Source organism: Paenibacillus sp. fava2 (assembly GCF_058313675.1).
The window spans coordinates 1,732,767-1,748,630 of record NZ_CM177755.1 but is presented as its reverse complement, the minus strand read 5'-3'; the positions used below and the strand labels follow the sequence as shown (position 1 = coordinate 1,748,630).

The 15,864-nt window shown below is 33.3% G+C and carries 11 protein-coding genes and 1 pseudogene; 1 reads left to right on the top strand and 11 read right to left on the bottom strand.

The annotated features are described in order from the left end of the window. Positions 1 to 26 precede the first annotated feature (26 nt). The 7 genes from AC4G46_RS07555 to AC4G46_RS07525 all read right to left on the bottom strand — a co-directional run bounded on the left by AC4G46_RS07555 (position 27) and on the right by AC4G46_RS07525 (position 11,777). Entirely contained in the window at positions 27 to 995 is a 969-nt protein-coding gene (locus AC4G46_RS07555; protein WP_491127380.1) for a 2,3-diaminopropionate biosynthesis protein SbnB, read from the bottom strand. A gap of 193 nt (positions 996 to 1,188) precedes the next feature. Next, positions 1,189 to 1,635, bottom strand: a complete 447-nt coding sequence (locus AC4G46_RS07550; RefSeq protein WP_491127379.1) for a GNAT family N-acetyltransferase — start codon at positions 1,633 to 1,635, stop codon at positions 1,189 to 1,191. 26 nt (positions 1,636 to 1,661) lie between these two features. After that, entirely contained in the window at positions 1,662 to 2,627 is a 966-nt protein-coding gene (sbnA, locus tag AC4G46_RS07545) for a 2,3-diaminopropionate biosynthesis protein SbnA (RefSeq protein ID WP_491127378.1), read from the bottom strand. Between the two features lie 11 nt (positions 2,628 to 2,638). Then, positions 2,639 to 5,731 carry a cyclic peptide export ABC transporter gene (locus tag AC4G46_RS07540; protein ID WP_491127377.1) on the bottom strand — a complete coding sequence of 1,031 codons (3,093 nt, stop codon included), beginning with the start codon at positions 5,729 to 5,731 and terminating at the stop codon, positions 2,639 to 2,641. Between the two features lie 21 nt (positions 5,732 to 5,752). Further along, complete coding sequence (locus AC4G46_RS07535) at positions 5,753 to 10,228, bottom strand: amino acid adenylation domain-containing protein (RefSeq protein ID WP_491127376.1); 4,476 nt, start codon at positions 10,226 to 10,228, stop codon at positions 5,753 to 5,755. Between the two features lie 17 nt (positions 10,229 to 10,245). Continuing rightward, positions 10,246 to 10,932: a thioesterase II family protein gene (locus tag AC4G46_RS07530; RefSeq protein WP_491127375.1), complete on the bottom strand. Its 687-nt coding sequence runs from the start codon at positions 10,930 to 10,932 to the stop codon at positions 10,246 to 10,248. Positions 10,933 to 11,018: 86 nt separating this feature from the next. Continuing rightward, positions 11,019 to 11,777: a ParB N-terminal domain-containing protein gene (locus AC4G46_RS07525; protein WP_491127374.1), complete on the bottom strand. Its 759-nt coding sequence runs from the start codon at positions 11,775 to 11,777 to the stop codon at positions 11,019 to 11,021. Between the two features lie 399 nt (positions 11,778 to 12,176). On the opposite strand from AC4G46_RS07525, the gene AC4G46_RS07520 reads away from it, so the two are divergent. Further along, positions 12,177 to 13,064: a helix-turn-helix domain-containing protein gene (locus tag AC4G46_RS07520; protein ID WP_491127373.1), complete on the top strand. Its 888-nt coding sequence runs from the start codon at positions 12,177 to 12,179 to the stop codon at positions 13,062 to 13,064. Between the two features lie 362 nt (positions 13,065 to 13,426). Here AC4G46_RS07520 and sigK read toward each other — a convergent pair whose 3' ends face one another. The 4 genes and pseudogenes from sigK to AC4G46_RS07500 form a co-directional block, all read right to left on the bottom strand. Beyond that, positions 13,427 to 13,957 carry an RNA polymerase sporulation sigma factor SigK gene (sigK, locus tag AC4G46_RS07515; RefSeq protein WP_491127372.1) on the bottom strand — a complete coding sequence of 177 codons (531 nt, stop codon included), beginning with the start codon at positions 13,955 to 13,957 and terminating at the stop codon, positions 13,427 to 13,429. 123 nt (positions 13,958 to 14,080) lie between these two features. Further along, positions 14,081 to 14,749 carry a hypothetical protein gene (locus tag AC4G46_RS07510; protein WP_491127371.1) on the bottom strand — a complete coding sequence of 223 codons (669 nt, stop codon included), beginning with the start codon at positions 14,747 to 14,749 and terminating at the stop codon, positions 14,081 to 14,083. A gap of 37 nt (positions 14,750 to 14,786) precedes the next feature. After that, complete coding sequence (locus tag AC4G46_RS07505; protein ID WP_491127370.1) at positions 14,787 to 15,365, bottom strand: hypothetical protein; 579 nt, start codon at positions 15,363 to 15,365, stop codon at positions 14,787 to 14,789. Positions 15,366 to 15,639: 274 nt separating this feature from the next. Further along, positions 15,640 to 15,849, bottom strand: a pseudogene (locus AC4G46_RS07500) (DUF3502 domain-containing protein); the annotation flags it as partial. Positions 15,850 to 15,864: the final 15 nt, after the last annotated feature.

Genomic DNA, 15,864 nt, shown 5'->3' with positions numbered 1-15,864 from the left:
TTCACTTCCTTTTAATACAAGTATTTTCATTCCAGAACTTCTCCGGCATTCAATTCGTAAGCTTTTTTAACATAATAATCTCCTATAGAAATATCAAAAATAGCCATCCCCATAGGATTAAACATAATAACATCATCTACTGCGTAATTTTCGAGGCAGTCACTACAAATCACATCTACTATAGATTTAGTCTCGTCTTTTTGTAGATTTTTTTCCAAATGCATCATTTCTATATCAGTCTTCTCTCTACATACCTCATCCCAATCGTCCACTATAATGTTGCCTTTTACATATTCATAAACATCCGTTTTAAAATCTCTTAGTGAAACATTTAATTGTAAGGAGCCTTTCTTCGGCTGGGCATCAATATAAGGTTCTTTCGACACGGTGCATGTAATAAAAATATCAGCATCCTCATAGGCTTCTTGCCAACTATTTACTACTTCAACTTTCCCGCTATAGTAAGATGGAATACTATCCACAGCAATTGGGTTTAAATCAAACAAAAATATTTTGGAAATCTTACTCCCTAATAACTCTGTTACCATCTTAAAATGATTTTGACCGATTGGCCCCCAACCTATTATCCCTACATTTATGTCTTTCAAATCTCTTACTTTGTCAAAAGCTTTAATAATAGATCCTGTTACACCTGCTGTACGAATAACACTTAGAGAGGCCGTATTAATGATTGCCTCTGGCTTTCCGGTATCTGCGTCATTTAAAATAACTACACTGTGAGCGCGAGGGACATTTTTATTTATATTATCCGGGAAACTGGCTATCCACTTTATTCCGGACTTATTGATATCCCCTCCAATAAAGGCCGGCATTGCAATAATTCTATTCTTCAAATCTCTATATCTTAAATAAGGCTTGATTGGTTGGGCAAAATCATTATTAGCTAAGGTTCTCGTTGCATATTCAATAACAGTTATAACTTCATTCCAATTCACTCCGATAGTTTTAACTGCTTTTTCGTTAATGTATATCATTTATTTTTTCCTCCAAAATCATTATTTATCACCACATTACATTACATGGATATATATCAACTATAATGAATGAATGAGTTTTTTTTCCATATATAGATATGTGAAAGCACAGCAAATTAAATAGGCACGCACTTAGCCTAGTTTACCTGCATCTAAACAATATAAAATCCCTTATTAAGAACGTCCCTAAGGATTATAACTTCAACACGTATACTTCTTCGCCTTCGTTTACTTCCCCTGTATTCTTAAACCCCAGACATTCATATACATGTTTACCTTTTGTATTCTCAGCTTCTGTAGATAAATAAATTTCCTTACAACCAAATTGAGCCTTCATCTCTTCAATAATCAGGGATAGAGCCTGCTTACCATAACCTTTCCCCTGAAACTTTCTATCAATCATAAATCTGCGAAGCTCATAAGAATTACTTTCTTCCGGAAATCCATACATTGCGAATCCTATTAATTCACTGTTAAGATCAATCGCTTTTACTATCCAGTTCGATTCGAAAAAGGATTCTACAATAGAATATGCATTAGAAGCAACAAACTCCTCATCGATCGTATGCTGATTATCCGCATTTGTCGTCAAGAGTATAACTTTTTCCCAATTGGCTTTTGTGATCTCAATAAGCTTCATCCCTTTTCCCTACCTTTACCTTATTTTTATATTTTCATTTTTTCTTTTTGTATGAATTCTGCACACCAATTGCTATCATATATCGAACTAGCATATCTATCTCCTCTATCTGCAAATAGAGTAACCACATTAGGTTTTATTTTATAGGATTTATCTTTAAAGTATTTTTTCACTGCTGCAAAAACAGCACCCGAAGAGCCGCCAGCAAAAATTTTATGTTCTAATAATAGGTTGTTACATTCCTTTACCACATCACTCTCATCAATTTCCATCACTTCGTCTATTTTGGCCAATCTCAGAATTTCAGGAACTCTACTCGAGCCGATTCCGGGTATGTATCTCTTTTGGGGCTGCCCTCCAAATATTACTGAGCCTACTATGTCTACAGCTATCACCTTTGCATTAGGATAAACATCTTTTACCTTTCTCGAAATACCAGTTATTGTCCCGCCTGAGCTAACTCCCACAAAAACATAATCAATGTTATCAACTTCATTACATATTTCCAGACCCAATGTATTATAGTATGCTGCCGCATTATATTCATTGGCATACTGATTTACCCAATACGAATTATGATTACTTTCAATTAATTCCTTTACTTTTTTTATTCTTGTTAAAAGATAAGCTCCATTCTCATCTCTTTCTGTTACCTTTATGACCTTAGTACTGAATTTTTGAATTAACATTTCATTCGTGTCAGTGATAAGGGGATCAATAACACAATAAAACTTCAGTCCCTTACTTTTACAATAAGCAGACAATGCTATCCCAAAATTCCCGGAAGATGATTCAATTATTATCGTGTTTTTATCAATAATTCCTTCCTTTTCAATTCTATTGATTATATATTGGGCCGCCCGGTCTTTAACACTTCCAGTTGGATTACTCCCTTCTAATTTACTATACAGATTTACTTTCTCTAATCCTTCTCCTTTGAGATTAATAAGTGGTGTATTTCCTACCAAACTAAAGATATTTTCGTAGATCATACCAGCATCTCCTAAGCGATTATTTTTAAATTTCCCATCTCAATTTTTATAATCTTATCCGCCAAGCTGAAGTAATGCTCATCGTGAGTTATCGCAATAATACATTTTCCAGCTTGTTTTAAATCTGGTAAAAGAATGTTATAAAAAAACATTCTGAACTCTGGATCCTGATCTGCAGCCCATTCGTCAAACAAATATATTGGCCGATCCTCTAAGTATGTAACTAATAATGCCAGCCGCTTCCTTTGCCCAGTGGATAATTTTTTCGTACTGAATTGCCCGCCTTCTATCTGAACCTTCTTATCAAGATGCAGTAAACTTAAATATCTTTTTATTTCACTGGCCTTATTCCTGTAATCAATCCCGTAAAGTTTATCGAATAAATAATAATCACCAAAAATAGCAGAAATGTTCTCACTCATCATCTTTTCTGAAACTGAACAATTATTTAAAATTATCTTTCCGTTATATGGCTTATAAAGCCCTGTAATTATTTTAGCTAGGGTTGATTTTCCACTCCCATTTCCGCCGGTAATGAAAACGATCTCCCCCGAATTAAACTCATAGCTGATCGGGCCCAGTTTGAAACTTCTTTCATCATTTCTATCATAGACATACTCTATTCCATCTAATTTCAAATTTATATTTCCATCAACATTAACCGTAGCATCATTTATTGGTTCATATTGTGAATCAGTTACTTCACCTACCTCATCTACTAAACCTCTGATTCTTTTCAGGCTTATTCGTAATTCAATAAAACTCGGAATACTATCCAGTATTCCATGTATGGGACCCGTCATGTAAAGTAATATAAAAACATAACTCGTTATGTTTACTGTCTCCAAATTTCTTAACAGCAACGGAAAAACAATAGCTATAGCACCAATGGCAACAGTAAATAACAATTCTCCTACTATAAACATATTTGCAAAGGCTAATGCGGACTGTCCTTTTTTTATTCTGTATTTATAACAACTTTTCTCCATGTCTTCTTCAAATTCATTTTTCTTTTTTTCACTTAAACTTAATTCCTTTATACCGCCTATTAAATCCTTGATGAATTTAAAAAAGATATTTTGGAGATCTCTTGACTCCTCTCCAATTCTGTTAGCATACCTCCCAACTAAATAATAAATGCTCGCAATCAGCAAAATGACTGATCCAGAGAGTAATAAAGCATATATATTAATGAAGCCTAAATAAACAAAGCAGCATACCAGTGTTACAGCACCAGTTATGCCTCCAACTAAAATATTGGCAAATCTGCTAATTGTTTCGGTATCATTATTTAGCGTTGCCTCTATCTTTCCCTCTTGTATCTCTTCAAACTTTTTATAAGGAGCCCTTAACAGACCTTTAATTACTTCCATTCGTTTTGAATAGACGATCTCATTTGTAATGTCTATCAGCTTTTTCCTGACTATTTTTTGACCATAGACATAGAGTATTATTCCGAGAATAAAGTAAACCAATAATTTCAGTTTCACATCATTTCCGCTGTCTATTGCCATATTAATAGTGAAAATCACAAGTGCATTACCAAATCCACTAGCAATACTAACTAGTACGATGATAAATAAGGACTTATCGTTATTCTTTTTAAACAAGCTTGTAAATATAGAGTATATGTAAACTAACCAAATGCTTCCATATATAAGATAAAGCGAAAGCTTCAGATTATTAGGAAGCCAGACAAAAACGAACTTCCATGAAACACCCTCATATAGAATATAAGGAAGCAGGTATATTGAATAACTTAAGCCAATCATAAAAATTAAAGAAAGACCGAATGTAATGATACTTTTTACTCTTTTTGTCTGAAGTCCCCTTTGTCTTTTAATAACTTCGATTAATCCCTTAATCAAAAAGTAGAGTGTAGATAGAATAATTAAACCTGCAGTGGCTAAAATCATAAAAGAAATTTTATCTGCGCTTCTATTCAAATCTTTTATCTCTTTGTTATAGGATTCACCTTGAATTATATGATTAATGCCTTCGCCGATCTCTCTTGTGTAATCTGAATTCATATTACTAAGCACAGCTATACCGACCTTATCCTCCGGCTTAAATAGTATGAAGGAAGAGAAGTTAGGATTATTCCCTCCGTGAGAAAGCTCTCCACCTTGTTTCTGATATACATACCAACCACCGGCATAGGATGAACCGTCTTCAAAAGGGGCAACTTCACGATTCGCTTCTTGTGATCGTTCGATTATTTCCTGGTCAAAATTAGAATCACTTTGGCTTCCCATTTGAATTTTCAGCCACTTCGCCAGATCCTCGCCGCTAGAGATAATATATCCGGCTGGTTTATTCCCTCTATATTCTGGCGCTTCATAAACTTGTGGTTTTAAAAAATTCACTTTATAACCTTTTGCCATATATTCATTAATAGCCTCATTCTTAAAAAGATGAGTATTACTTAATCCCATTGGCTCTAATACATTTTCCTCCATGTAGGACTCGTAACTGGTTCCTGTTACTTTCTCAATAATCAGTCCTAACACATCATAATTAATGGTTGCATATTGAAATTCTTCGCCGGGTTTACTATCCAGCTCAATATTCATTAAAGTTTTAATCGTTTCCTCAAGTGCATTATCCCCATCAGAAATTGGGATTCTATCAATTGTATTGAAGGGGATGCCACTCGTTTGATACAATAATTGTTCTATTGTTATTGCTGCTTCCTTACCCTTGTAAGTAACCTTCAGCCATGGTAAGTATTTTGACACTTTATCATCCAGTTTAATTTGATTGTTCTTTTGCAAATTCAGAATTCCTAATGCTGTAAAGGCTTTACTATTAGAGCCGATCTCAAATAATGTATTTGAATTGATTTCTTTTTGAAGCTCTACATCTGAGTAACCAAAGCCATTAGAATATACTGTATTTTCACCTTGGACTATCGTTATATAAACCCCAGGGATCTTACCTTTTTCCATATTTTTCTGAATTAATTTTTCTATTTTGAGTTTTTTATCGTTAGTTAAAGAGCCGACATTTTGTGTAGTAGTATCAAAAGCATAACTCTTCAAAGATGGTGCAAATAACAAAATTAAAATAGTAAGTAATACAATCAATTTCTTCACAGGCTGCATGGAATAGACTCCTCACATTTTCTAATCGAACAAAGACTCCAAATCCTCCAGTGAAAGTTCTAAAGCGTTAAAATCAGATGTTGTAAATTCTGCTTCTTGTTTACTTATGCATGTATCCAAAATCAGGTTTAATATTTTTATATAACCTTCCACAAATTCTTCAATGGTTTCATCCTTGAATCTATTCCTGCTATATTCAATAGCAATATACAAACTTTTATTTACTATCGAAGAGTTTATATCCATCAATGCTGTCAAAGAGTTATTCTTGTCACTGTCCAGTCCCATTGTAATATTCGTAAGATTAATCATTTCATTATCGATTACGTTGTCGAAATCCCCCAAAAAATTAAATCGTATACGATTATTACCTTCTTCCTCAAACCCCTTATTCTTTAATTTAATTATGCTATAGTCGAATCCTTTATTAGGTATATCCCTGAGCTGCTCCTTTAATGATTTGATGTTATCCTCTACCACGTCACTATCCACCTTAAAATAAGCGGGATACATACTTGTAAACCAGCCAATGGTTCTACTCACATCAATATAATCGTTAATCTCTTCCCTGCCATGCCTTTCAAGTTCAATTAGAACCTCTTCTTGGCTATACATTTTGTTGATAGTAAGCACTAATCCAATAATTAGAACCTCATTAAGTTCAAGCTTATAAATTTCATGAGTTTTTCTAATCAATTGATTTAAGGTTAGCTCATCTATGCATCTGCTTATCATATTAGAAGTTACTACCGTAGCTTTTGCTTCAATGTAATCTGTTTGATAATTGATTTGTTTATTTAATATTTCTTCCCAGTATTTTTCCTCTTTATTGAAATCTTTATTACTGTATTCTTTCAAAACCTTTGACCATTCTTGGAATGAATTTGTCTTCGCTGGTAGTTTAATTTCTATTTCTTCATCAAGTTGTCTCAAAATAATCACAAAATCATTAAGCAGTACTCTCCAAGACATTCCATCTACTATTAAATGATGGGCCACGAATAGTAAGCTCTCTCTGCCATCGCTTAGTTTTAAAGTAGCTATTTTAAATAACAGGCTGTTTTCAATGTCAAAATGGTTACCTAGTTCATTTATTATTTTTTCTACACTCTCATCCTGTTCCTCAAATGACATTTTTGATAAATCAAAGGACTCAACCACAGAATCATTTTTCAAGTGTTCATTATTGTAATACAGGTTATTTCTGTCATAGTTAATTCTTAAGCCATCATGATGCTCAATTAGTTTAACTGCAGCAAATCTGATTTTATTAATATCTAGTTCACCTTTGTATTCAAGCAATATATATTGATTATAATGATTTGGATTTGTGAAATTCCGGTTGAAAAACCAATCGCTAATAGGTGTATTTTCAATTGTTCCTTGACGCAGTTCCTGATTAATCACATTGTACGCCTTACTTTTTGTCATAGCTGCAGCTATCTCTTCGATCGAATCATATCTCAGTATGTCATTCACACTGATATCCAACCCAATATTCTTCAAACTTGAAGAAATCTGAATAGCTTTTATAGAGTCTCCACCAAGTTGATAATAATTATCACTCATGCTTATGACTTCTACCTTTAAAAACCTCTTTATGGCTTTCACTAGTTCTTTTTCTGCTGAAGATTCGGGCTGTATAATAAGCTGCTTTTCAGCTTTTGTTGGTTCTGGGAGCGCATTATGGTCTACTTTTCCATTAGCATTTAAGGGGATTGCATCCAAGAATATAAAATGACTTGGGAGCATATATTTAGGCAGGAATTTTTGAAGCCATTGTATTAATTCTGTAACTGGTATTTCTGTTTTCATCACTAAATAAGCATTTAATAATTTATTTCCTATTGAATCTTCTTTTAAAGCGACGACTGCATCGATCACAGACTCATTTTCAAGTAAGGTCTTTTCTATTTCACCAATCTCAATTCTATAACCTCTTATTTTTAATTGATTATCGGCTCTCCCCATATACTCAATGAATCCATTTTCAGAATATTTGGCCAAATCACCGGTTTTGTACATTTTATATCCATTAATAAATATATTCTCAATAAATTTCTCCCGAGTTAACGCTTCTCTATTTAAGTAGCCTCTTGCTACTCCATCGCCCGAAATAAATAGCTCGCCTACAAAACCTGTTGGTACTGGATTCAATTGCTGATCTAAGATATAAACCTGCACATTATCTGCTGGATAACCTATTGGGACAGCTATTCCCTCATCCTCTATCTCTTCATATTTATAGATCATACAGCCAACTACAGTTTCAGTCGGCCCATACTCGTTATATAACTCAATATCATTAGAAAACTGCTTTATTACTTCTTTCACTAAATTTATTTTCAGTTCTTCTCCGCCTACAATAAATCTCTTCAATTTTGATTTAGCATAATTCGTATCTTTTAATAGAGATAGATGTGCTGGAGTAAGTTTAATTACTGTTGTTTTATCTTCTCTTAATATTTTAAATAGAGTAAACTCTTTTTCATCATTCTCATAAATGATAATTTTATTTCCTGATACTATTGGAGCAAATATAGACGTAACTGTTAAGTCAAATGAAATTGAAGAATAGAGTGCCATAGCTTCATCTTCATCTTTTAAATACATTTTATTCGCCCACCAAATATAATTAGTTAGGCCTTGATGCTCAATCATTACTCCCTTTGGAGTGCCTGTGGAGCCTGAGGTATAAATGATATACACTAAGTCATTTAAGCTGCCAGTCATTAATAAATTTTTTTTGCAGTAACTATCTATATGTATTTCGTTTACATTCATTATTTTAGTTTCAACGTTTAGGTTATCGAGTCTAAAATTACTTAACAGCATTGTGCTCTTCGAATCCTCAAGCATGTACTTTATTCTTTCAAGGGGGTAACCAGGATCAATAGGTACATACGCAGCTCCGGCTTTTAAAACCGCCAAAATGCTAATAATAAGTTCAGTTGAATGTGTTTGCAATATTGTTACAATTGACTGCTTATTTACTCCATTATCTCTCAGGCAGTTTGCCAATTGGTTAGATTTCTCGTTGAGCTCCTTATAGGTGAGTACTTCGTCTTTAAATTCTAAAGCAACTGTATCAGGTGTTCTCAATACCTGTTCTTCAAACAATTCACATACTGTTTTCATTGGATATTGTGTATGAGTGGAATTAAAATCATATAATTTATAAGTGGTTTCTTCCTTATCAAGAAGCTTAATGGAATCAACCGTAAGGTCATTTTCACCCATCATTTGTTTAATTATGTTAGTTAAAGAGCTATACATTCTTCCGATTTGTTTATCTGAATATTCCAGTACTTTATAGTCAAAGTTAAGCGTTATACTTCCTTCATTCCATTCCTTAATGGTCAGCTGTAGTGAATAATTCTGATATCCGGAATAATACTCAATGACTTCCAAATCGTTTCCGTCCATAGACTTAACATTTTTGGAATTATAATAATTCACACACATTTTATATAAGCTGTCGTATCCTCGCTTACTCAACTGTAAATCTTGGATTAGAAGATCATATGGATACCTTTGGTGCATCAGGCAAAGCTTTAACTCCCTGTTTAGAGATTTAATTAGATCATTAATCTTCATCTCAGCATCTAAAATAAATCTAACAGGAACCGTACTTGTAAACATTCCTACTATATTTTTCTGCGTGTTTCCATTTCTATTAAAAACAGGTGTTCCTAACACCACGTCTTTTTCGTTTGTAATTTTATTCACATATATAAATAATGCTGCAATAAAAAAAGTATTCAAGGAGATCTTTTTATTATTGGCGAAGGTCATTATTCTATCTGATAAATCTTTATCTATATGAAAACATTGCCGGTTCCCTTCTGAACTATCAGAGGTTTTGTATAAAAATTCTTCCGGCAGCTCCGAAAATTTTTTTTTCCAAAAATCTTTGTTTTTTACAAATCTCTCTGAGTTCAAATAGCCTTCTTCTTCTTTAAGAACATCCAGATAAGAGGGCACATCGTCCTTAACCAAATCATCCCCACATACTATTGTCTCATATATGTGACATAACTGTTTTTCTATAAGCGATATAGACCAGCCATCTGAAATAATGTGATGTATTTTTAGTAACACACCGAATTCTTCTTCGCTAATCTTGTATATGGCAAAAAAATATAATTGTTCATCTAAGGCAAATGATTCTTTAAATATTTTTTGAGACCAATGCTCAAATCTTTCTTCAGGCTGTTCATCAATGCTAAAATCTAAAAAAGCTATATTTTCTCTTTTAAATTCTTCAACGTACTGAAAAGGCTCTGCTCCTACTTCCTTAATTCTTAATCTTAAGCTATCATTGCGCTCTATTAAGACATTAATGGTTTCTTTCATCACCTCAACATCTATAGCTTGATTAATTTTCATGCTCCCGCCGATATTATGTATCGGTAAGTTACTATTCACTTTATCTATGTACCATATTCTTTTTTGGGGATGTGTTAGCTTATAATAGATCCTCTCATCCTTATTCACGTATTATTCTCCTTCGATTAATATTTACTCTGCGCCAAGGTTGTATTAATGACTTCAATTACGCTTTCAACATCAGTATTCATGAAGAAGTGTCCTCCTTCAAAAGTAAGGATATCAAATCCTTTGAGAGCATGAATTTTCCAGGCCAATATTTCTTCAGGAGTTATGTCATCTTCTTTTCCGTTTAAAACGGATATATCACATCTTATTTGATCTTCTCTATTCACGAATGAATAATTTTCAATCATCTTATAATCGCTTCGGAGAATAGGAATAAAAAATCGAAACAACTCTTTATTATCTGCAATTTCTTTTGGGGTCCCGCCCAATCCAATAATTTCTTCCATAAATTCATCTTCATGAAGGGAGTGGATCTGTCGTTCACGCCGTTTAATATCCGGAGAATGATATCCTGAAAAAAAAATATGTTTAGGTAATCTAAGCTTTTCGCTAATGATTTTGTAATACAATTCATACGCTATAAGACTTCCCATACTATGTCCAAAAATCGCGTACTCATTGTCTGCGATCTTATCTTTAATGTGCTGAAAAATATCTTCAACGGCTTCATCTAAAGTTTCATAAGTATCCTCATTAAACCGCTTTCCCCTTGCTTTAAGTTCAATGGCTTCCATATGTATAGCCGGGCTTAAATACTTCTTCCAATTATGAAAAATAGCTTCTGAGCCACCCGCATAAGGCAAACAAAATAACAGCATTCTTCAGATCACCATCACCCAATTAAATATTGATATCTATTATTTTGAGAAACAAACTTCCTTCACACACCTTACTCACATACATATACGGATTCGGGGTAATATCTTAACTTCTGCTGTATTGATTTCAATAAAGTTCCCCAGTTATCCCCATAGGTATCGCTTTCCATAAATTCTACCGGGATTCTTATATTCAGCAGTCTTTGATTGATAGAAAATCGTGTTATTCCGGTTGGTAGTTTAATCCCTTTTGAAATCAAGTCAACTATATCTTCAAATTTAAACTTATAGAATTCTATAAGCACATTATCTCTATAGATAACACAATTATTAATCTCGCTAACTCTAGAAATATTCTCATGCTTATAATTTTTAACAACTTCATGCAATAAATTCACATATTCTATTGTACTTTTGTCGTTAGGATAATAATAAAATAAAGATTCTAACTCTGTATTTGTTATTTTGAATGCGAAATTCATATCATCTATAGCTTGGGTTGATACAAATAATTGTTCATTATTTATTTCATTGATCCATTTCTCCGCTTGGACTAGATGTGCCCACATTTGAAGATTAAGATCTTCAAACTCTATTACTTGACAAGCTATATATTTACAATCAAGTTCTTTTAAAGATAGAAAACGGTGAACTCCATCTATTAATAAATAGTTATCATTGTTTATTTTCTTTACAATAACAGGGTTAATAAGAACCTTTTCCTTTTTAATTGCTTGAAAAGTTTTTTCAAATCTGGTTATTTGAAATTCTTCGTGCATTAGAATACTTTCGACTGGAAGTAGCTTCAAACTTGTATCTAAATCAATCATATCAGTCTCCTCTTTATTACAAATTTCGCCTTTAATTCATGGTACTTCACCACAAATTTTTATCTTGCTGTTTAAATGTAATACTGGTAGAGCTAAGAGCTTACTGTTTAACAATATTGTTTAGAAATACAAATAATTAAGAATTATTAATCAATGTTGAAACGGCATTTCTAACAATACACTTGCTGCAATCAAAAAAACGGAGAAATGTACAATAAAATACTTTCCTTTATTCATAGTTCTACACTCCTTAGAAATTGTTATTTGTGAAGTATACACAATTTATCTGAATTATGATTTCTTCATAATATGGTATACTAAGGATAAATTCCAAAATAATCATTAATATTTCTTTTTTTTCTTAATAATATATAAGAATACTTATTAAGGATGGATAATATGCAGCAGACTCTGGGCAAAGTGCTATCTTATTTACGGCACAAAAGTGGACTATCTCAAAATAAGTTGGCCGAAGGTATTTGTACTCAAGCTCTTATTAGCCAAATCGAAAAAGGCTTACACATCCCCTCCATTACTATTTGTCATCAGTTGAGTCAAAAACTTAATGTTTCAATAGATTATTTAATGAATTGTGCAAGGTATCCTAATTTCGATTATATTCAAGAGCTTAATACGCAGATTAAAAAGTTTCTTCGTGAGAGAGACTATAAAGAGCTTTATTCAATTGTTTTAATTGAAAAAAACAGCCCTAATTATAAAGAACTAAACTTTAAGCAATTAATATTATGGCAAGAAGGTATATGTACTTATTATCTTTTAAAAGATTACTCTAAAAGTATAGTTATTTTAAACGAAGCACTTCATTTAATACACTCTACTGAGCACTATTCAGAACGAGAAGTTGAAATTTTAAATAGTATAGGTATTATACACGGAGAAGAAGAGGATAATAAAAGTGCCTTACAACACTTCGAAAAGGCCAATACTTACCTAAGCGCCATTTCCTATTTACAGAACCCAACTATATTTTTAAAGATTAAATATAACATTTCAAAGATACTAACAAGATTAGAAATGTTTTCAGAATCAATTACTCATTGTGATGAAGCAATAAAAGTTTGCTCAGAGCTAGAGATCTCATTTTTATTAGGTGAGCTTTATTATCAAAAGGCTTACAATTTGGAATCCATGAATGAACAAAATGAAGCATTAATTTGTTATGAAACCTCATTACAGCTATTCAAAATTCATAATAATGATGTATTAGCTCCCTTTCCTAAAGAAAAAATACAACAAATAATGCAAAATAGGGAGTTAACCTATTGAAACTTCTTGGCCTTACGAGTTATTTATCAAATGTAATTTTGAATCACAGCAAGATCTCACTGAGCTAATCGGGATGCGGATACTTTCTTCCGATACGCCACGTAACTCAATTATGCCATTCCAAGCTATTCAATATGGAATCCGATCATAAATAATTGGCACCTTGTACATGTTCCTAAAGTATGCAGCAACTGAATATGTAATCTTAAACATTTTTTTGTATGTCAGTTCAATGTTCCCTATTAGTTTTCAAGTTTTTCAGAAGTAAAAGTAATATATATCAAAAGCGACTTACCTAAGATAAGTCGCTTTCTAATTCCTGAATTATTAACAAAATTCACTTTTATATTAGTATTAAAAACTCACCGCTTCGCCTTATAAAACTCATGATACAGCTTCATCAGCGCCCTTTTCTCAATCCGCGACACATAACTCCGGCTAATGCCGAGGTCCTTCGCAATCTCTCGCTGCGTCCTTTCTTCCCCACCTGTGTCTAACCCAAACCGTCCTACTACAACTTCCTTTTCGCGCTCATCCAGAATATCGAGGTTCCGATAGATCTTACTCTTCTCAATCTTCAGATCCACCTCTTTAATCACATCATCCGTCTCCGAGCCTAGAATATCAATTAAGGTGATCTCATTGCCTTCCTTGTCCGTCCCAATCGGATCGTGGAGGGACACGTCTTTCCGTGTTTTTTTCAGCGAGCGAAGGTGCATCAATATCTCATTCTCGATACATCGGGCCGCGAATGTGGCGAGCTTAGTACCTTTGTTAGGCCGGTAGCTCTCAATGGCTTTGATCAATCCGATGGTGCCAATGGAGATCAAATCCTCCATATCCTCACCAGTATTATCGAACTTTTTGAGGTTATGGACACGATGCGATGTCATTAGTTATCAATTCGTCAGTAGGGGCAATTGCTTAATTTGTTTTAACAGCAAGGTTAATATCTCAACAGAAAACGGCCCCTTATCGAGCCGCTTTCTGTTGATATCTTATTGCATTTAACATTACTATTGTTGATTAAGGTCTTCTATTTCAGCCTTAAATCTTTCTTTAACAGTTTGTTTGAATTCATTGTGTTCAACTTCGTCGTTTTCATGATCTGGATCTAATGTTTGTATTTTCAATACATCAGAATCCAAACTAAATCTGCCGTTATTCATATTAATAATGCTATATTCACCAAATGAATTCTTTTTGAGGTATATTACGTACCTTTCGCCCTCTTTTATTTCATTATAATTCTCAATAGAATAGATCTTCGAACCAGTGTCTCCCTCAATTAGAGAAATAGGTTCAATAATATTCATTTTTTCATTCTCGACAACCGGTGAAGATGCTGGGTTTTTCAATACCTTTAGCACCTCAATCGGAGTTCTTGTATAAAAATCTTCAATTGCTTGAGGTAACTCTGCTCCCGAGGCATCCGGTTCAGCGTATTTGACAACATGTTCACGGTCATGAAAACTGATACCTGTCTCCGCTATTACAACCAGATCGGCATCATTAAACAATTGGCTTTCTTTATCGAACTTCATATAATTACCTTGAGTTACAACTGTCACTATGGTGTTCTTATCACTATTCTCCTTACTAGCATTCTCTTTCACATCATTAGTGCACGCAAAAAGAAATATCGATAATGATGCAATAAGCAAAGCAAGTTTAATATTTCTCATTTGAACCTCCTATAGTAATATTTTTAACAAGAAAAGCTTATAAAGGCCATTTGCTGTTAATCTCCCCTGAATCATAAGTCGTTATTGAAGAAGGAATAACTCTCCAACCTTGCGGCATTACTGAATTATATGCGGCAGCTGGATGAGCCATTTTAATAGTGTGCCCTGTTTCATGAGCTGCATTAAATTTTACATGATCAGCAGTATAGGCGGAACCCATTGCTCTCATCACATTATCATACATATATACAGTTGTGTAATCCCAATAATTATCTGGTAAGACTTCAGTTCCAGAGCTATTGTAAGGAACAGTTTGTCCTGCAAGACCTGCTATCGCTGTATTTCCGATATAGTAAATATCTGGACGGTCGGTTACAGAATTGAACATGGTTCTGACGATATTGACTTTTGAATTACCATTCCAATATGCTCTTCCTGCATCATAGTGACTTGTATAACCAGCACTTGCTACCGATGAATGGTAAAACGCAAGTGGTTTTGCATTATTTTTTCTTCCTCCTGCAAGATAATCTGCACTAGCTAGGTTTCCAAATAAAGATACAGCTAAAAATGTAAATGTCATCGTAAATAAATATTTCTTTGTATTATTCTTCACAGCCTTACCTCCATATTTATAATTTCTAATTGATAAGTATTTAGTTTTTATCGAATCTCAATATTCATTCAATTGAATTCAATTTGTCCTCCCTTCTATTAGTCTTCTAAAGAAACTTAAAGGCAACTACATATATATACCCAAACAATTGAATTTTGTTTCTTTTATTTTCCATTATTATTAAATTTGAATATATATCCCAAAAAAAGTGAACCTACTAAGTTTCCCAGGTAAAATGGTTTCAAGAGTAGGCAAAGCCCAATATACTACACCATTATTTGTTAATAAAATCATTTTCCTGTTTTTGAATATTGGCAAGAACCTTATTCAGGCCAGCCTTCTTCTGTTTTTTGATATAGCTATTAATTGCAGCATCAATATCATTATTTTTAATGATACCGACCAGCAGAAGTTTGCCCTCTTCTGAAATCAGCTGAGCACGTGCAGCCAGCTTGGTTTTGATATTGTCCGTTATTAGTACGAAACCTGCTACAGGAGA